Source organism: Nocardia sp. NPDC050712 (assembly GCF_040654295.1).
Classification (GTDB): Bacteria; Actinomycetota; Actinomycetes; order Mycobacteriales; family Mycobacteriaceae; genus Nocardia.
On the sequence record NZ_JBFAHT010000003.1, the window covers coordinates 1,283,848 to 1,300,914 of the forward strand.

Below are 17,067 nucleotides of genomic sequence, written 5' to 3' on the forward strand. Positions count from 1 at the left end.
TCCCTCGTGGAGGTACGGGGCTTTCCTGGCTGGGCTCAGGCGGTAACGGTGCCGCTGTACTCGTTCCAGGACCGGCCTTTGGACTTGCAGCCGAAGCTGCCGTGGAAGCCCACTTCGCAACGCGCGCCGGCGAATTCGATGAACGGCCCCCACGCGCCGTCGCCGGTCTTGACGTCGTAGATGCTCGGATTGCCGCCGGGCAGGGTGCGCGACCCGGGGCTGAAGGTCGGGTGCGCGGGCAGCCACTGCTGGTCGATGACGATGTCGTTCACCGGAATCGTGATCGGCAGGAAGGTGTACTGCAGCCGGGCGGTATCCGAGCCGAAGTCGCAGCCGACGACCCCGTCCGGGGCAATCGCGCAGTTACGACTGCCGACACTGAAGTAGACGGTGTCCGCGGCGTGCGCGTTCGCCGCCAGGACGACCGGGGCCAGGCTCGCGACCACTGCGGCACCGGCGAGACTTGTGATGATCCGCTTCATGCGGAAACTCCTCATGATCGGGTTCCCCCTTCGGACAGACTCTTTCGTCTGTCGGTTATCACGAGGTATTCGTTTCAAACGGAAGTCTCAGATGGGGTTCAGTGATCCAGCTCGACCGGGCGGTGATAGCGGCCGTTGTAGTAGAGAAGCGGTGCGGCGGCGGGCTTTTCGTCGGTTTGGTCGTGCACCCGGGTGACCAGTCCGACGACGAAGGTGTGGTCGCCGATCGGGATCAGTTGCTGGATGATCGCGCGGAACCAGATCGGGGTGCCGTGCAGCACCGGTTCGCCGGTTTCCAGGGTGGTCCACAGCGAGTGATCGGTGAAGCGCTGGTCGGCACTGCGGGAGAAGCGCTGCGCCAGGTGCTGCTGGTGCTCGCCGAGGATGTGCACGACCACGGAGTCGGCGTCGAGCAGCGCGCGGATGCTGGAGGAGGTGTCGGCGATGTTGAACGAGATCAGCGGCGGCTCCAGCGACAGCGACGCGAACGAGGTCGCGGTGAAGCCGACGGGGCCGTTGGCGGAGTCGAGGGTGACCACGGTGACGCCGGCCGGATAGTGCCGCATGGAGGCGCGGTACAGCTCGGCGGTGATGCCGCTCAGGTCATCCGGGATCTCGATGCCGGTCTCGGGCGGTAGTGCTTCGGTCACACGTCGAAACTACGCCCAGATCGTCCGGGTTCGTGTGGGTGTCCCCGATCGGTGTTTCGGGGCGAGGGTGCTGACCTGTGCGTATCCGGCCGGAAGTGATTCGATCCACGCCGAATTGAACTATTCGCCGTATTCCGGATAGCCGTCGACCGGCCCTAGTACCGCGTCGAGCCGGCCCCGCGCGACCCGCGCCAGCTCGTCGGCCGATCGCCCGGCCAGCGGTTCGCGCGGCACCGCGTCCAGCGCCCGGTCCAGATCGGATTCCGACAGCGCCAGCACCTCGACCTCGGCCATCGCCAGCGCCGCGTCCCGGTCCGGGAACGGGCGGGCATCGGCCAGGCGCGCGGCCCAGGTGACATTGGCGCAGCATTCGTACAGGGCGTGTACGGCGCGACCGCGAGACAGGGTGTTGAAGCGGTCGAGCCCGATTCCTTGATGCATCAGCATGATGGCCTCCTGATGCGCCAATGATCCGCCGCGCGGGCGGCGCGGAACCAGCCGTATCACCGCGATTTTGCGCAGGTTTTACACCGCGTGATCAGCGGCGGCGGCGCGCAGTACGCTGTACAAATGACTGATTGGAAGGCTTTCACCGTCGAGACCAAGGACCACGTCGCGCAGGTGACGCTGACCGGTCCCGGCAAGGGCAACGCCATGGGCCCGGATTTCTGGCGCGAGCTCCCGCTCATCTTCACCGAGCTGGACGCCGATCCCGAGGTACGCGCCATCGTGCTCACCGGTTCGGGCAAGCACTTCTCCTACGGCCTGGACCTGCCCGCCATGTCCGGCACCTTCGGCCCGCTGCTGGGCGAGCGCGCGCTGGCCGCGCCGCGCACCGATTTCCTCAAGGAGATCCGCAGCATGCAGGCCTCGGTGACGGCGGTCGCCGACTGCGGCAAGCCGGTCATCGCCGCGGTCTCTGGCTGGTGCATCGGCGGCGGACTGGATCTGATCGCCGCCGTCGACATCCGCTACGCCAGCGCCGAGGCCAAGTTCAGCCTGCGTGAGGCCAAGGTCGCGATCGTCGCCGACATCGGTTCGCTGCACCGCCTGCCCGGCATCATCGGCGTCGGCCATCTACGTGAACTCGCCTACACCGGCAAGGACATCGACGCCGCGCGCGCCGAGAAGATCGGCCTGGTCAACGACGTGTTCGACGATCAGGACGCAGCGCTGGCGGCCGCGCACGCGACCGCGCGCGAGATCGCGGCCAACCCGCCGCTGGTGGTGCAGGGCGTCAAGGACGTGCTGGACCAGCGTGAGAAGTCGGCCGTCGCCGAGGGGCTGCGCTACGTCTCGGTGTGGAACGCGGCCTTCCTGCCCTCGGAGGATCTCACCGAGGCGATCCAGGCGGTGTTCCAGAAGCGCGAGCCGCAGTTCAAGGGGCAGTAAAGCCCAGGAAATCGTTTGCCCTTTCCTTTCGCAATGCGTACTACTTGTATCAAGCAACTAATTGATTGATACAAGCAAAAGGTGATCCGGTGGACGCGGACGAGCAAGTAGTCGACACGATCGCGGTGCAGCTGACGCGGCTGCAACGCCTCCGGGACCGGGCGGCGGTACAGATCCGTACCACCTCCGGCATCGATCCGGCCGCCTTCGCGATCCTGTTCCGCCTGCAGTGCGACGGGCCGATGCGCTCGGGCGCACTGGCCGAGGCACTGCACTCCGACGCCTCCACGATCAGCCGTCAGGTCGCGCTCCTGGTGGAGCGCGAGCTGGTGGAGCGCACCGCCGACCCGGCCGACGGCCGGGCCTCGGTGCTCGTGATCAGCGATCGGGGCCGCGCGGTGGCCGAGGAGATCCGGCTGCGCCGTCGCGCCAACCTCACCCGGGTGATGGCGGACTGGACGCCGCAGGACCGCGCCCAATTCGCCGGTCTGCTGCGGCAATTCGTCGACGACTTCGACGAGGCCCGGCCCACCATGGTCGCCACCGCGATCGCCGCACACGCGAACGACAGTGAAACGGAGCAAGTTTCTTGAGCACCACCGCACTGCCCGTGGAGCCGCAGTCGAACTTCAGCCACAAACAGATCCTCACGATCATGAGTGGCCTGATGCTCGGCATGCTGCTGGCCTCGCTGGACCAGACCATCGTCTCCACCGCCATCCGCACCATCGCCGACGACCTGCACGGCTACTCCATGCAGGCGTGGGCGACCACGGCCTACCTGATCACCGCCACCTTGGCGACGCCGCTGTACGGCAAGCTGTCCGACATGTTCGGCCGCAAGCCGTTCTTCATGGCCGCGATCGTGCTGTTCGTCCTCGGTTCGCTGCTGTGCACGCTGGCGCAGTCGATGTACCAGCTGGCGGCCTTCCGCGCGTTCCAGGGGCTGGGCGCGGGCGGTCTGATGTCGCTGGCGCTGGCCATTCTCGGTGACATCGTCAGCCCCCGTGAGCGCGCTCGCTACCAGGGCTACTTCCTTGCGGTCTTCGGTACCTCCAGTGTCATCGGCCCGGTTCTCGGCGGCCTGTTCGCCGGTCAGGACACGCTGCTCGGCGTGGCCGGCTGGCGCTGGGTCTTCCTGGTGAACGTGCCGCTGGGCCTGGTCGCGCTGGCCGTGGTCTCGCGGGTGCTGAAGCTGCCGAAGAAGCCGCACTCGACCGACCGGGTCGACTGGTGGGGCGTGGTCGTGCTGGCCGTCGGCCTGGTGCCGCTGCTCATCGTGGCCGAGCAGGGTCGCGAATGGGGCTGGAGCAGCACCGCCGCCATCGCCTGCTACGTGATCGGCGCGGCCGGCATCCTCGGCTTCATCGTGGTGGAGAAGGGCCTGAAGGACACGGCCCTGATTCCGTTGCGGATCTTCGGCAATCGCACCTTCGCGCTCGGCGTGGTCATCTCCTTCGTGGTCGGTTCGGCCATGTTCGGCGGCATCTCACTGCTGCCGCAGTACCTGCAGGTGGTCAAGGGCGCGAGCCCGACGATGGCCGGCTTGCAGATGCTGCCGATGGTGCTCGGCCTGATGACCGGTTCGGTGGTCTCGGGTCAGCTGATCTCGCGGACCGGGCGCTACCGCGTCTTCCCGATCATCGGCGCCGCCATGCTGACGCTGGGCCTGTTCCTGCTGCACTTCCTGGACGCCGACAGCCCGCTGTGGCTGGCGATGATCTTCATGGCCTGCACCGGTTTCGGCCTCGGCAACCTGATGCAGCCGCTGACCCTGGCGCTGCAGAACGCGTTGCCGCCCAAGGACATGGGCGTGTCCACCGCGTCGGCGACCTTCTTCCGGCAGATCGGCGGCACCCTGGGTGTGGCGGTGTTCCTCTCCATCCTGTTCGCCCAGCTGACGCCGAACATCAGCGATCAGATGCAGACCGCGGCCAAGGATCCGGCCTTCCAGCAGGCCGTGGTGACGGGGCTGAACAGCAGCAACCCGGCCGATGTCGCACTGTCGAAAGGCCTGGCCGCGCACGACACCTCGGCCGCCGCCGACGTGCTGAAGGACAGCTCGATCATCCAGCAGCTGAGCCCGGCGCTGGCCCGGCCGTTCCAGGTCGGCTTCGCCGATTCGATGTCGTCGGTGTTCCTGTCGGCCACCGGACTCGCGCTGGTCGCGCTGGTGCTGGTGCTCTTCTGGAAGGAAGTGCCGCTGCGCACCGCCGGCGGTATCCAGGCCGCGGGCGCCGCCAAGCAGGACGAGTCCTCCTCGGTGCTGGAAACCGAAGTGGCCGTGGTGGATCAGGCCGGTCTGCTGCTCGCCGGCGGTGAGGTGGCGCAGCCGTCCACCCCGGGCTCCGGCAGAAACGGTGTATCGCCCCCGGCATGACAGTTCGCTCCTACCTTCGTCACCGATCGCGGCAGTTGCCTGCCGCGATCGGTTACTTGGTGGTGGGTGCGCTCAGCGGGTTCGCGGCGCTGCTGGCGGTCGTCCCCCTGACGTTCGTGGCGGGGCTGAGCCTGGTCGGGGTGGGCATTCCGGCGATACCCGAGCTGATCCGGTTGCTGCGACCGCTGGTGGCCTTCGAACGACGCCGGGCCGCCCGGTACCTCGAGACCCCGATCGAGCCCGCGTACCAGCCGCTGACCGGTGACCTGAAACAGCAACTGGTGACGGTCTTCACCGATCCGGCCAACCGGCGCGACGTCGGCTATGTGCTGCTGCACGGGCTGACCGGACTGGTGCTGGGTCTGCTGGCCCTCGCACTGCCGCTGAGCATGCTCAATCAGGCGCTGCTGCTCGGGTATTGGCAACTGCTGCCCGCCGGCGAACCGGCGTCCAACTACGGCATCACTGTTGTCTCGTGGCCGACGGCGATCCTTGGTGCGCTGCTGGCGTTGCCGGTCGGCGCGCTCATGCTGCAGATCCCGGTGGTCGCGCGCTGGCAGGCGCTGGCCGCGCGGGCGCTGCTCGGCCCCGCCGAAGGTGTGGTGCTGGCCGATCGGGTCGCCGAGCTGACCGCGACCCGGGCCGCCGCGCTCGACGCGCACGGCGCCGAATTGCGGCGCATCGAGCGGGATCTGCACGACGGCGCGCAGGCCCGGATCGCGGCGGTGATCATGCAGCTCGGACTGGCCGACCAGCTACGCGCCCAGGACGCGGGGGCGGCCGATGCCATGGTGCGCAAAGCGCAGGACACTGCGACGGCCGCGCTGGCCGAACTGCGCGACGTGGTGCGCAGCGTCTACCCGCCGGTGCTCGCGGATCGCGGGCTGGCCAGCGCGATCTCCGCGCTCGCGGCGCGCAGCCCGATCCCGTGCGTGCTGGACCTGAGCGGCATCGGACGGCGGCCCGCGGCGGTGGAGGCGGCGGCCTACTTCGTGATCACCGAGGCACTCACCAACGCCACCAAGCACAGTGCCGCCCAGCATATTTCGATCGCGCTCGGCGGACCGCCGGCGCTGCTGACGGTCGAGGTGACCGACGACGGCGCGGGCGGCGCGCAGGAGACCGAGGGCGGTGGCCTGGCAGGCATCCGCCGCCGGGCCGAGGCGCTGGACGGCCGGATGACGCTGAGCAGTCCCGCGGGTGGGCCTACTGTGTTACGCGTGGAGTTGCCGTGCGGGTCATGATCGCCGAGGACGATGCCCTGCTGCGGGAGGGCCTGGTGCTGTTGCTGAGCACGGCGGGCATCGAGGTGGTCGCGGCCGTGGACAACGCCGAGGATTTCCTGACCGCGGTGACCGCCGACCGCCCGGACGCGGTGGTGGTCGACGTCCGGTTGCCGCCCACCTTCACCGATGACGGCTTGCGCGCCGCCGTGCGCGCTCGCGGCATCCACCCGGGTCTGCCGGTGCTGGTGCTGTCGTCCTACGTCGAGGACAGCTACGCCGCCGAACTGCTCGGCGACGGCGCCGGCGGGGTCGGTTATCTGCTCAAGGAGCGGGTCGGCAAGGTGGATCGCTTCCTGGATTCGCTGCGCCGCGTCGCGGCCGGCGGGACGGCCATGGACCCGGAGGTCATCTCGCAGCTGCTGGTGCGGCGCAAGGCCGACGATCCGCTGGCCGTGCTGACCGCCCGGGAACGCGAAGTGCTCGCCCTGATGGCGGAGGGCCACGACAACACGACCATCGCCGAGCGCCTGGTGGTCACCGACGGCGCTGTGCACAAACACATTCGAAGTATCTTCGCGAAGCTCGGTCTGGCCGCGGACGAGGCCGGACATCGCCGCGTGCTGGCGGTGCTGGCCTACCTGAACGCGTAAAGCCGGAACCCCGGTCGGGGGTTCCGGCTCACACATCGCGCTCAGTCCGCTCGGCAGGTGTAATCCGCCGCGGGGAAGGTCCCGGCGTCGAAATAGCTGTTGATCGCGCCGTACACACACGAGTTCGGGTAGCGGCCGAAGATGGCGTGGATCGGTACGTCCTGCAACGTCACCAGCCGGGAACCGTCGAGCGCCTCGCGCATCGCCCGGGCCGCGCCGTAGGTGGTGCGGGTGTCGCCGGTGGACTGCACGATCAGCGCAGGGAGCGCGTTGTCGACGGTCGTCATCGGTTCGACGGGCGGTGCCCAGAAGGCACACGGCGAGATGTTGTTGGCGAACGCGCCGAACACCGGCTCGGTGGGCCGGGCGGCCTCGATATTGCGCCAGTACCAGGCCGGGTCCCGCGGCACGTTCACATCGGCGCACATGATCGCCAGCTGAGCCGAATTGTCGTGCGGCAGTGCCTTGATCGTGAGCGCGAAGATCACATCCAGCTCCGGGCCGGGCCGCACCGGCGTGCCGTCGGCCGCGTCGGCGATCTGGCGGATCTGGCCGGCGAGCAAGGCGTAGTTCCGGGGATCGTCGAGCGCGACGTAGGGGACCAGCGGCAGCGTGTGGTCGTCGACCAGGTATTCGCCCACCCGGATCGGATCCCGGCCCGCGCGGTCGATCAGGCCCAGCAGCGTGGCCCGGACCTGCTCTCGCGTTGCGCCCAAACGGAATTCGCCGTCGCGCGCCGCCGTCCAGTCGGCCCACAGATCCAGTGCCGCCTCGTTGGCCGGGCCCATGGACCGCAGCATGTCGACCGGACCGTACCGGACCGGGTCGACCGCGCTGTCCAGCACGAACCGGTCGGCGCGCGCCGGGAACATCTGCAAGAAGACCGCGCCCAGATACGTGCCATAGGAGGTGCCGTAGTAGCTGATCCGGTCGGCGCCGAGCAGGCCGCGGATGAGGTCCATATCGCGCGCGGTGTTGCGGGTGCTGTAGTGCGGCAGGTCGCCGCCGTAGACCCCGGCACAGCGGGCGGCCAGTTCGGCTTGCCGGGCAACCGATTCCGCGTAGGCGCCCGCGTCGGTGCCCGCCGACTCCAGACCGAAGCCGCGCGGCCAGCCGCAGTCGATCGGAGTCGACCGGCCGACACCGCGCGGGTCCATGCCGATCAGGTCGTAGGCGGCCCGGCCCTGCGGCGTGAGCGCCGCGCCGACCTCGACCATGAAGTCGAGTCCGGGCCCGCCCGGTCCGCCGGAGTTGGACATCATGATCCCGCGCCGCTGTCCCGGGTCGGTGGCGGGAATCCGGGAGATCGCGACGGTGATGGTGCGGCCCGCGGGGTCCGCGTAGTTCAGTGGCACCGTGACGTCCGCGCACTGTGCGCCCGCCGGATCCAAACGCGGGTCCGCGCAGGAGGTCCAGCGCAGGTCCTGCTGCTGGAAGCGGGCCAGCGGATCCGCCGGTGCGGCCGTGGCGGTCGCGGTGCCGGCCAGGATCCCGGTGACCGCGGCGAGCACCGTGAGCGCTCGTCGCTTGTGTTTCCGCAGCCGATCGACGGTCATGGGTTCCTCCCGTTCGGGCCGGGCGGCAGATCGTCCCGGTCCAGCTCGAGCCTAGGAATTCGAGCTCGCCACGCCCATGGCGCGGACACCCGGATCCGAGTTGTGACCGGGGGAGTGGTCACGGTAGCGCCAGCACTACCGTGTCGAGGATTCCCAGGTCGGCATCGGCTCGGTATTCTGTCTGGGACGGTTCTTTTCGAGCATCGGGGCTCGACCGGGCGAGGAGTGGGCAATGGCGCCTTCTGAAGTGTCTCCGCTAGCGCTGCCGCACGAGCAGACCGGCCTGCCGCCGAACGCGCGGTTCGCGATCGGCCCGCGGCGCTATCGCCGGATCCATGTGGATCGGGGCGTGGCCATCCGAATGTCGGACGGGACAATACTTTCCGCCGATATCACCCGGCCCGCGCACCGGCGGGGCACGCCGGTCACCGAGCCGCTGCCCGCGATCATCACCCTCACGCCCTACAACAAGACCCTGATGACCAGGGCCAACCCGCTCATCGACCTGGTGGGCGCGGCCGCGCCGCTGGTGGATCGGCTGGTGTCGCCCTCGCCGAGCGGCCGGGCGGGCGGCCGGGAGATGGTGCGCGCGCTCAGCGGCGGCACGCTGGACGCGGTGCGCGCCAGCCGGACCCTGATCTCGCGTGGCTATGTGCACGTCAACGTGGATGTGCGCGGCACCGGCACCTCCACCGGCCGCATGCAGATCATGTCCGATCGCGAGCAGCGCGACGCGCTCGAAGTACTGGCCTGGGTGCGCGAACAGCCCTGGTGCGACGGCGATCTCGGCATGACCGGCATCTCCTACCTGGCCATCTCCGCACTCCAGGCGGCCGGCAAACGACCCGAGGGCCTGAAAGCCGTTTTCGCCCTTGTGGGTTCGGAGGACCCGAACAAGGACCTCACCCTCACCGGCGGCGTGCAGTCGGTCTTCACGCCGTTCTGGCTGCTGGCGGTGAACGGCCTGAAATGGCTGCCCTCGGCGCCCGGCCTGATCAAGACCGGGGCCGCCCCGCGCTACCTCTACGACCGGATCACCAGCCCGGTCACCCGGCTCGGCTCGCTGCTCGGGGTCCTGCTCGACGACCAGCACCCCGAGCACTTCATCCAGCCCGACGCCGAGAGCCGCCGCGCCCGCATCGAGGACATCACCGCCGCCACCTGGATCCACGGCGGCTGGCACGACGTCTTCGATCGCTCGCCCACCCGCCTGTTCGGCCGGCTCGCGCTGACCGGCGGCGCGAAGCAGGTGCTGGTGGATGACGGCTTCCACATCAATCCCGGCTCCGGCTTCGGCGCGCCCGCCAATCCGCAGCGCCTGGATCAGTTGCAGTGCGCGTTCTTCGACCGCTGGATCAAGGGCATCGACAACGGCATCGACGGCTACGGCCCGGTCACGGTGCGCCAGCTCGGCACCGGCGCCTGGGTTTCCCGGCAGCAGTTCCCGCATCCGCGGGCCCGGGTGCGGCGCTGGCACCTGTCGGCCACGCCCTCGGGCACCGCCGCGCACGCCGCCGCCGACGGCACGCTGGGCGGCGAGATCGACACCGGGACAACGCGGTTGACGCTGCCCCGGCATCCGCTGCCGCTGCCCTCGCAGAGCGGTTCGCTGATGCTGATGGGCCTGACCACCCTGCTCGGTGCCGACTGGACCTCCGACGACCGTGCCGCCCAGGCCCCGGCCGTGGTCTTCACCAGCGCCCCGATGACCGCCGATACGCTGCTGTCCGGCGCGATGAACCTGCACCTGCGGGTGCTGGCGAGCGGCGCCGACGCGTTCTGGGCGGTCACCGTCTGCGATGTCGCGCCGAGCGGCGCGAGCGCCGTGCTCACCCGCGGCGCGCTGCTGTCCAGCCGCCGGGCCCTCGATACCGACGTCAGCCTCTATATCGACGGCGAACTCATCGCGGCCGAGCATCCGCTCACCGCCGCGTCGGTGCTGCCGGTCCGGCCCGGTGTGCCGCACGAACTCGACATCGACATCAACGCCACCGAGGCGGTGCTGCGCCGCGGGCACCGGCTGCGGGTGGCGGTCACCCGGACCAGCTGGCCGCGCCACTTCCTCACCCCGGCGGTGTCACGCAAGATCAAGGACCAGGCGATCCTGCTCGACCCGCGACATCCGAGCTGGCTGTCCTTCCTCGCGGTGGACGCGGGCTAGTCCACGGCACAAAAAAGCGGGAAGTCCCTGGGACTTCCCGCTTTTCGAGGGGTGCGACTCAGTGGCCGCCGTTTTCCTGCAAACGCTTGAAGGAGGCCTCCACCTCGGCCTCGGCCTCGGCGCGACCGACCCACTCCGAGCCCTTGACGAACTTGCCCGGCTCCAGGTCCTTGTAGCGCTCGAAGAAGTGCTTGATGTCGGCCAGGTCGTTGGCGGGCACGTCGGCCAGATCCTGGATGTGGTCCCAGCGGTGGTCGCCCGCGGGCACGCACAGCACCTTGGCGTCGCCGCCGGCCTCGTCTTCCATCTTGTACATGGCGACGGGACGGGCCTCGACGATCACGCCCGGGTACACCGAGGCGGGCAGCAGGACCAGCGCGTCCAGCGGATCGCCGTCCTCACCGAGGGTGTTCTCGATGAAGCCGTAATCGGCGGGGTAGACCATCGAGGTGTAGAGGTAGCGGTCGAGACGGACGCGCCCGGTCTCGTGATCGACCTCGTACTTGTTGCGGGAACCCTTGGGGATCTCGATGGTGACGTCGAATTCCACGCCATCTCCTTCTTGCTGCAGCTGTTGTCTCGAGCAGGCAGAACCGCCGACTCGCCAGGTTGTTCGGGGGAACGCTAGCGGTACGAGGATAGTGTGGGCGGTGGGGTTGCAGGACAGGTGCACGGGGAGTGCGCTTCGGCGAAGCCAGGGAGACGGCTGCACGTGGTAGGTGGCAACAACAGCAATGGTGGCGTCGCGCCCGCTCGACGACGCAAAACCTGGATTCCGATCACGCTCGTGCTCGTGGTGCTGCTCATGGCGGCCGGGGCCGGGCTGGTCGTGCTGCGGCCGTGGACCCCGGAGTTCCGGCACGGCGGGCTGACCATCGCCGATCCGCCGGCGCCGGTGAAACCGGCCCCGCAGGTCGTGCCCGCGCCGCCGAACGCGCCCGCGCCCACCGCCGCCGGACTGTCGGCGGCGCTCGCGCAGGTCGTCGCGAATCCGGATCTGGGCGCGTTCGCCGGGATGGTCTCCGACGCCGACAGCGGCGCCACACTGTGGAGCCAGGACGCGGACCGGGCGATGATCCCGTCCTCCACCGCGAAGATCCTGCTCTCGGCGGCCGCGCTGCTGGCGCTGCCCGCCGATTCCCGGGTCACCACCAAGGTGGTGACGGGAACGGCCCCGAACGAACTCGTCCTGGTCGGCGGCGGCGATCCCACGCTGACCGCGCAGCCCGACGGCAAGGGCTACTACCCGGACGCACCGCGGCTCTCGGACCTGGTCGAACAGATCCGCAAGTCCGGCCGCAAGGCCGACACCATCGTGGTCGACGTCTCCGCCTACCGCGGCCCGACCATGGCACAGGGCTGGGAAGAGCGCGATATCCCGGACGGTTCGATCGCGCCGATCGAATCGGTGATGATCGACGGCGGCCGGCTCGATCCGCTCGTCGAATACTCCCCGCGCACGCCGACTCCGGCGCTGGCCGCCGGTCAGGCGCTGGCCGCCGCGCTCGGCCTGGATCCCGCGAAGGTTCGCCTCGGCGCCGCCGCGCCGGCCGCGCCCGAGGTCGCCAGCGTGAAGTCCGCGCCGCTGAAGGAGCGGCTGCACCAGCTGATGGTGCACTCCGACAACGTGCTCGCCGAGACCGTCGGCCGCGAGATCGCCAAGGCCACCGGCAACGAACCGTCGTTCGCCGGCGCGGTGGCCGCGCTCACCGCCACACTGAACAAGGCGGGCTTCGAGCTGAACGGAATGGTCATGCACGACAACAGCGGTCTCTCCACCGACGACCGGGTGCCCGCGCGCCTGCTCGACGCGGTGCTGGCCACGGCCGCCCGGCCGACCGGAGACCAGCTGGTGAAGCCCACCGGAACCAAGGCCGTGCCCGAAAACAGCCAGCTCGCGGCCACTTTGGCGCCGCTGCTGGACGACCTGCCGATCGCCGGGGCCACCGGGTCGCTGGCCGCACGCTATGTCACCCAGAACCACGGCGCCGCGGGCTGGGTGCGAGCCAAGACCGGAACTCTGTCGGTGGCGAGCACGTTGGTCGGGTATGTGCTCGACCGTGACGGCCGGGTGCTGACCTTCGCACTGATGTCGAACGATCGGCCGCCCGAGGTGAGCAGGCCCGCCCTGGACGCGATCGCCGGCACGCTGCGTAACTGTGGATGCTCGTGACGGGTGGTTGACGATGTTCGAGACAAGTTCGGCCGAGGGCGCTGACAAGGCAATCGAGACCGGCCGGCGCTCGTCGCTGTCCGGCGCGATCGACTGGAAACTGGCCGCGCGGACCGGAGCGGCGCTGGTGCCCTCGGGGCCGAGCACGTCCCGCATCGCGGCCGAGCAGGTGGTCAGCGAACTCGCCGCCGCCTCGGTGCGGGCCGAGGGCCCGGTGCGCGAGGTCAGCCGGCTGCTCGACGATCGTCCGGTGCCCGCCGCCCGGATCGTGGACCGCCCGGGCTGGATCGCCGCCGCCGCCGACTCGATGTCGGCGCTGACCGGGAACGACGCCGAGGGCAAGGACCGCGGCCTGCTCGGCGGCAAGCCGGCGGGTGTGCAGGCCGGAGCCATGCTGGCCTTCCTGTCCACCGCGATTCTGGGCCAATACGATCCGTTCACCGGCCCGGACGGCACGCTGCTGCTGGTCGCGCCCAACATCGTGGGAGTCGAACGCGCGCTGGGTGTTTCGCCCTCCGACTTCCGGCTCTGGGTGTGCCTGCACGAGGTGACCCACCGCGTGCAGTTCTCCTCCGCGCCGTGGCTGGCCGATTACATGCGCCAGAACGTGGAGATCCTCGGCCAGGTCGGCGACGAACCGATGACCGAGCTGCTTTCCCGGCTGGTGGAGGAGCTACGCGAGCGCCGGCGCACCGGCAGCACCGATGATCCGGCGTCGCGCGGCGTGGTGGGGCTGCTGCGCGCCACCCAGCCGCCCGCCCAGCGCGAGGCGCTGGACCGCCTGCTCATGCTCGGCACCCTGCTCGAGGGCCACGCCGATCACGTGATGGATGCCGTTGGCCCCGAGGTCGTTCCGACGGTCGGCCAGATCCGCGCGGCCTTCGACAAGCGGCGCACCCGCCCCGCCAACCCGATCCAGCGGCTGCTGCGCGCGCTGCTCGGCGTCGACGCGAAGGTCGCGCAGTATGTGCGCGGCAAGGCGTTCGTCGATCACGTGGTCGGCCGGGTGGGCATGGAGCAGTTCAACACCATCTGGACCGAGGGCGAGACCCTGCCCCGTCCGGCCGAGATCGAGGACCCGGACCTGTGGATCGCCCGGGTTCTCGCCTAGCGCGCACCCGCAGGTTGCCCGAGACCCAGTCGGTGCTGGAGATCCGGCAGGCGGTCCGGGCCTGGCTGGGCGGGTACGCCCCGGAGCGGGCGATCGCGGTGGCGCTGTCCGGCGGCCCGGATTCGCTCGCGCTGACCGCCGCCGCTGCGCTGGAGGCGGATTCGGTCGACGCGTTGATCGTCGACCATCAATTGCAGGCCGGATCGGCCAGGGTCGCCGCGGAGGCGGCCGCGACCGCGCTGCGGCTCGGCTGCCGATCGGCGCACGTGCTCGCGGTCGAGGTCGGCACCGACGGCGGCTTGGAGGCCGCGGCCCGGCAGGCGCGGTACGCGGCGCTGGACGCGGCGCGCGACGGACTGCCGGTGCTGCTCGGCCACACCCTCGACGATCAGGCCGAAACCGTGCTGCTCGGCTTGGCGCGCGGCTCGGGTGGCCGCTCGATCCAGGGCATGGCGGTCTACGCCGAGCCCTGGGGCCGCCCGCTGCTCGGTGTCCGCCGCGCGGTGACCCGCCGGTTCTGCGCCGACGCCGACCTGGCCCCGCACGAGGATCCGCACAACTCCGCGCCCGAGTTCGCCCGGGTGCGGCTGCGCCACGAGGTGCTGCCGCTGCTCGAGGACGTGCTCGGCGGCGGCGTCGGCCCGGCCCTGGCACGCACGGCCGAGCAGCTGCGGGAGGACGGCGCGGTGCTCGATGAACTAGCCAAAGAATTGCTGGAGGCCGCCCGGAGTCACCGCACCGAGCCTGTGACCTCGGCTGATGAGGACACCCTCGCCATCGAGATCCTCGCCACTGCCCCCGCCGCCCTGCGCCGCCGCGCGATCCGCGCCTGGCTGCTGGCGGGCGGTGCGAAAGCCCTGACCGACAAGCATTTACGCGCGGTAGACGCCCTGGTCACGGCGTGGCGCGGGCAGGGCGGGGTGGCGGTGGGCGGTGGGTCCGCGGGGATCAGGTTGGTTGCCGGGCGCGAACATGGCAGGCTGGCCATGCACAGGCGATAAACGGATGTCTGCGCGGTGACTGGGCTGAGAACATCCACGGAAGGGATACAACTTACGTGTACGGGGATGACATCGCATCGGTGCTGATCACCGAAGAGCAAATCGCCGAGAAGACCCAGGAGCTGGCGGAGGTCATCGCCAAGCGCTATCCGCCCGACGCGACCGAGGGCGATCTGCTGCTGGTCGGCGTGCTCAAGGGCGCGATCTTCTTCATGACCGATCTGGCCAAGGCGCTGTCCATCCCGACGCAGCTGGAATTCATGGCGGTGTCCTCCTACGGCTCCTCCACGTCCTCCTCGGGCGTCGTGCGCATCATGAAGGACCTGGACAAGGACATCGCGGGCCGCAACGTCCTGATCGTCGAGGACATCATCGACTCCGGCCTGACCCTGTCCTGGCTGATGCGCAACCTGAAGACCCGCAACCCGGCCTCGCTCGAGGTCGTCACGCTGCTGCGCAAGCCCGACGCCCTCAAGACTCCGGTCGAGGTCGCCAATGTCGGCTTCGACATCCCGAACGAATTCGTCGTCGGCTACGGCCTGGACTACGCCGAGCGCTACCGCGACCTGCCCTACATCGGCACGCTGCACCCGCGCGTCTACGGCGGCGAGTAAACCCCGCCCCTCACAGGGTATTCGGGCTCATCTTCACGATCCGGACGATCGGTGCGCTCTCGATCTGGCTGATGCCCGGCAGCGCCGCGAGCGGGCCGGTCAGATAGCCGTACAGCGCCTGATCGTCGGCGACCAGGACCGCGCCGAAGAGATTCGCCGGTCCCGTCGTGGCGGAGACGCCGCTGATCTGCGGGTGCTCGGAGAGCGCTCGACCGGTCGCGGCCAGCTCGGCCGGGGGCACCGAAAGCCACAGCGCGGCACGCGTATTCAGGCCGAACATGCGCCAGTCCAGTTCGAGTCCGAAGCGCAGGATCCGGGCGGTCCGCAGCTGGTTGACCCGCCGGCGCACGGTGCTCGCCGACCACCCGAGCTCCGTGGCGAGCGCCTCGAAGTCGCGCCGCCCGTCGAGGGACAGGGCGGCGAGCAGACGCTGATCCTGCGCGGTCAGGGTCACCGCCGCGATGCCCTCGTTGCTCAGCGTGACGCCCGGCGGCGGGACCACGTCATCCGGCCGCAGCGCCCGGATCTGATCCGCGGTCAGCGGACCGTGTTTGGGCATGAAAGTGTGTAGCTCCGAGGCGAACCCGTGCAGCAGGCGGTGCCCGGTCACGGCTTGCACGCCGGAGGTTTTGCGCAGTGCCCCCAGCAGGGCCGTGGTCTCGGCCTCGTCGAAATTCTGCACCACGCCGACGACATCGGCGCCGCCGGAGGTGAGCGCGATGTACCCGGTGTCGGGCCGGCGGGCCAGCGCCTCGGCGATCGACTCGGCAAGGCCGGGGGTACAGCGAATTCGCAGCGCCCACGCGGTGCGCCCGGTGGTGTAGATCGAGCAGTCGGCGACGACCCGGACCGCCCGCGCCGCCCGCAACCGGGCGTAGTGCCGGGCGACGGTCTTGTCCGAAACCCCGAGAACCGATCCGACCAGGCTGAACGGCACGCGCCCGTCGACCTGGAGCGCATGCGCCAACTGCCGGTCCAGCTCGTCGAAGCCGTTGGCGTCCATTGCCGGGAGTATACGAAGCAGGTCCGCGAATTCGGCGCGTGGCGAGGCCGGGCGAATGCGTGGCATCCACCCGGCCCGATTCAGTGATCAGGGCGAGACCCAGCCGATCCCGGCGCCGATCAGCCCACCGAGCAGCGCGCCCGGGATCTCGCCGAACAGCGGCAGCAGGAAGAAGCCGATGAGCCCGCCGACCGCCGCGCCGATCAGCGCACCGACCGCCGCGTTGTATTGGTGCCGGGACAGCTCCTGCGCGTAGTCGGCGAAATGCACGGGCAGCTCGGCCCGCCGCGACTCCTCGATCGGCAACCCGACGGGCGTGAGGGTCAGACGGCTCCCGTTCTGTTCGATCGCCGGCGCCAGATCGAAGACCTGACCGTTCACCTGATAACGCAATGGGAACGAATCGACCACCGCCCCTTGCTGATTCGAGACCTCGATGCGGCGCCCACCCGGATCCGGCGCGAAGGTGCCGCCGGTCAGGTCGGTGGTCACGCCGGTGGCGTCCGGGGTCGGCCCGGACACCGCGGAGATATCGCCGAATGTGCCCGACAGCGTGCTGGATTGCGCGTGCGCGGTGCCGCCGCCGAGAACGAGGGCGGTGATCACGACCGAGATCGTCGAAACGAGTCCGAGCTTCATGAGAACCTCCGGTGTCGTGGCTGCCGCTT

The 17,067-nt window shown here is 69.8% G+C and carries 17 protein-coding genes; 10 read left to right on the forward strand and 7 right to left on the reverse strand.

From position 1 onward, the window contains the following. Positions 1 to 35: 35 nt before the first annotated feature. From AB0H76_RS26340 to AB0H76_RS26350, 3 genes are all read right to left on the reverse strand, one after another. Positions 36 to 482, reverse strand: coding sequence for a hypothetical protein (locus AB0H76_RS26340; RefSeq protein ID WP_357329150.1), 447 nt, complete (start codon positions 480 to 482; stop codon positions 36 to 38). Between the two features lie 98 nt (positions 483 to 580). Next, positions 581 to 1,048 carry a flavin reductase family protein gene (locus tag AB0H76_RS26345; protein ID WP_357329912.1) on the reverse strand — a complete coding sequence of 156 codons (468 nt, stop codon included), beginning with the start codon at positions 1,046 to 1,048 and terminating at the stop codon, positions 581 to 583. 204 nt (positions 1,049 to 1,252) lie between these two features. Continuing rightward, positions 1,253 to 1,579 carry a 2-oxo-4-hydroxy-4-carboxy-5-ureidoimidazoline decarboxylase gene (locus AB0H76_RS26350; RefSeq protein ID WP_357329152.1) on the reverse strand — a complete coding sequence of 109 codons (327 nt, stop codon included), beginning with the start codon at positions 1,577 to 1,579 and terminating at the stop codon, positions 1,253 to 1,255. A gap of 123 nt (positions 1,580 to 1,702) precedes the next feature. On the opposite strand from AB0H76_RS26350, the gene AB0H76_RS26355 reads away from it, so the two are divergent. From AB0H76_RS26355 to AB0H76_RS26375, 5 genes are all read left to right on the forward strand, one after another. Beyond that, positions 1,703 to 2,524, forward strand: a complete 822-nt coding sequence (locus AB0H76_RS26355; protein ID WP_357329153.1) for a crotonase/enoyl-CoA hydratase family protein — start codon at positions 1,703 to 1,705, stop codon at positions 2,522 to 2,524. A gap of 89 nt (positions 2,525 to 2,613) precedes the next feature. Continuing rightward, positions 2,614 to 3,117, forward strand: a complete 504-nt coding sequence (locus AB0H76_RS26360; RefSeq protein ID WP_357329155.1) for a MarR family transcriptional regulator — start codon at positions 2,614 to 2,616, stop codon at positions 3,115 to 3,117. After that, positions 3,114 to 4,904: an MDR family MFS transporter gene (locus tag AB0H76_RS26365; RefSeq protein ID WP_357329157.1), complete on the forward strand. Its 1,791-nt coding sequence runs from the start codon at positions 3,114 to 3,116 to the stop codon at positions 4,902 to 4,904. Before AB0H76_RS26360 ends, AB0H76_RS26365 begins: the two co-directional genes overlap by 4 nt. Continuing rightward, on the forward strand, positions 4,901 to 6,148 hold the full coding sequence (locus AB0H76_RS26370; protein WP_357329159.1) for a sensor domain-containing protein: 1,248 nt from the start codon (positions 4,901 to 4,903) through the stop codon (positions 6,146 to 6,148). The genes AB0H76_RS26365 and AB0H76_RS26370 overlap by 4 nt, the downstream gene beginning before the upstream one ends. Beyond that, the gene (locus AB0H76_RS26375) at positions 6,136 to 6,780 is read left to right on the forward strand and encodes a response regulator transcription factor (RefSeq protein ID WP_357329161.1); all 645 of its coding nucleotides are present in this window, start codon (positions 6,136 to 6,138) and stop codon (positions 6,778 to 6,780) included. Before AB0H76_RS26370 ends, AB0H76_RS26375 begins: the two co-directional genes overlap by 13 nt. A gap of 41 nt (positions 6,781 to 6,821) precedes the next feature. Here AB0H76_RS26375 and AB0H76_RS26380 read toward each other — a convergent pair whose 3' ends face one another. Then, positions 6,822 to 8,336 carry an alpha/beta fold hydrolase gene (locus AB0H76_RS26380; RefSeq protein WP_357329163.1) on the reverse strand — a complete coding sequence of 505 codons (1,515 nt, stop codon included), beginning with the start codon at positions 8,334 to 8,336 and terminating at the stop codon, positions 6,822 to 6,824. A 232-nt stretch (positions 8,337 to 8,568) separates the two neighbouring features. Between AB0H76_RS26380 and AB0H76_RS26385 the strand changes: the two genes are divergently transcribed. Further along, complete coding sequence (locus AB0H76_RS26385) at positions 8,569 to 10,497, forward strand: CocE/NonD family hydrolase (RefSeq protein WP_357329165.1); 1,929 nt, start codon at positions 8,569 to 8,571, stop codon at positions 10,495 to 10,497. Between the two features lie 58 nt (positions 10,498 to 10,555). Here the strand turns inward: AB0H76_RS26385 and AB0H76_RS26390 are convergent, their stop codons facing one another. Beyond that, positions 10,556 to 11,047, reverse strand: coding sequence for an inorganic diphosphatase (locus tag AB0H76_RS26390; protein WP_357329166.1), 492 nt, complete (start codon positions 11,045 to 11,047; stop codon positions 10,556 to 10,558). Positions 11,048 to 11,302: 255 nt separating this feature from the next. On the opposite strand from AB0H76_RS26390, the gene dacB reads away from it, so the two are divergent. From dacB to hpt, 4 genes are read left to right on the forward strand one after another with little or no spacing between them, the layout of a single operon-like run. Continuing rightward, positions 11,303 to 12,670: a D-alanyl-D-alanine carboxypeptidase/D-alanyl-D-alanine-endopeptidase gene (gene dacB / locus AB0H76_RS26395; protein WP_357329914.1), complete on the forward strand. Its 1,368-nt coding sequence runs from the start codon at positions 11,303 to 11,305 to the stop codon at positions 12,668 to 12,670. Between the two features lie 13 nt (positions 12,671 to 12,683). Then, a complete protein-coding gene (locus AB0H76_RS26400) occupies positions 12,684 to 13,781 on the forward strand; it encodes a zinc-dependent metalloprotease (RefSeq protein WP_357329168.1) in 1,098 nt (365 codons plus the stop codon). A 14-nt stretch (positions 13,782 to 13,795) separates the two neighbouring features. Then, positions 13,796 to 14,782, forward strand: coding sequence for a tRNA lysidine(34) synthetase TilS (gene tilS / locus AB0H76_RS26405; RefSeq protein ID WP_357329170.1), 987 nt, complete (start codon positions 13,796 to 13,798; stop codon positions 14,780 to 14,782). A gap of 56 nt (positions 14,783 to 14,838) precedes the next feature. Next, positions 14,839 to 15,396, forward strand: a complete 558-nt coding sequence (gene hpt, locus AB0H76_RS26410; protein WP_357329172.1) for a hypoxanthine phosphoribosyltransferase — start codon at positions 14,839 to 14,841, stop codon at positions 15,394 to 15,396. A gap of 10 nt (positions 15,397 to 15,406) precedes the next feature. Here the strand turns inward: hpt and AB0H76_RS26415 are convergent, their stop codons facing one another. Together AB0H76_RS26415 and AB0H76_RS26420 are read right to left on the reverse strand one after the other, a co-directional pair. Continuing rightward, positions 15,407 to 16,399, reverse strand: a complete 993-nt coding sequence (locus AB0H76_RS26415) for an AsnC family transcriptional regulator (protein WP_357329174.1) — start codon at positions 16,397 to 16,399, stop codon at positions 15,407 to 15,409. A gap of 87 nt (positions 16,400 to 16,486) precedes the next feature. Beyond that, positions 16,487 to 17,038, reverse strand: a complete 552-nt coding sequence (locus tag AB0H76_RS26420) for a hypothetical protein (protein ID WP_357329175.1) — start codon at positions 17,036 to 17,038, stop codon at positions 16,487 to 16,489. Positions 17,039 to 17,067: the final 29 nt, after the last annotated feature.

What these genes read in the sequence shown, in the direction of transcription:
- AB0H76_RS26350 (WP_357329152.1), bottom strand. Translation starts at nt 1,579, where the DNA reads ATGCTGATGCATCAAGGAATCGGGCTCGACCGCTTCAACACCCTGTCT.
- AB0H76_RS26415 (WP_357329174.1), bottom strand. Translation starts at nt 16,399, where the DNA reads ATGGACGCCAACGGCTTCGACGAGCTGGACCGGCAGTTGGCGCATGCG.
- AB0H76_RS26420 (WP_357329175.1), bottom strand. Translation starts at nt 17,038, where the DNA reads ATGAAGCTCGGACTCGTTTCGACGATCTCGGTCGTGATCACCGCCCTC.
- AB0H76_RS26380 (WP_357329163.1), bottom strand. Translation starts at nt 8,336, where the DNA reads ATGACCGTCGATCGGCTGCGGAAACACAAGCGACGAGCGCTCACGGTG.
- AB0H76_RS26385 (WP_357329165.1), top strand. Translation starts at nt 8,569, where the DNA reads ATGGCGCCTTCTGAAGTGTCTCCGCTAGCGCTGCCGCACGAGCAGACC.
- dacB (WP_357329914.1), top strand. Translation starts at nt 11,303, where the DNA reads ATGGCGGCCGGGGCCGGGCTGGTCGTGCTGCGGCCGTGGACCCCGGAG.
- AB0H76_RS26400 (WP_357329168.1), top strand. Translation starts at nt 12,684, where the DNA reads ATGTTCGAGACAAGTTCGGCCGAGGGCGCTGACAAGGCAATCGAGACC.
- AB0H76_RS26370 (WP_357329159.1), top strand. Translation starts at nt 4,901, where the DNA reads ATGACAGTTCGCTCCTACCTTCGTCACCGATCGCGGCAGTTGCCTGCC.
- AB0H76_RS26355 (WP_357329153.1), top strand. Translation starts at nt 1,703, where the DNA reads ATGACTGATTGGAAGGCTTTCACCGTCGAGACCAAGGACCACGTCGCG.
- AB0H76_RS26345 (WP_357329912.1), bottom strand. Translation starts at nt 1,048, where the DNA reads ATGCGGCACTATCCGGCCGGCGTCACCGTGGTCACCCTCGACTCCGCC.
- AB0H76_RS26340 (WP_357329150.1), bottom strand. Translation starts at nt 482, where the DNA reads ATGAAGCGGATCATCACAAGTCTCGCCGGTGCCGCAGTGGTCGCGAGC.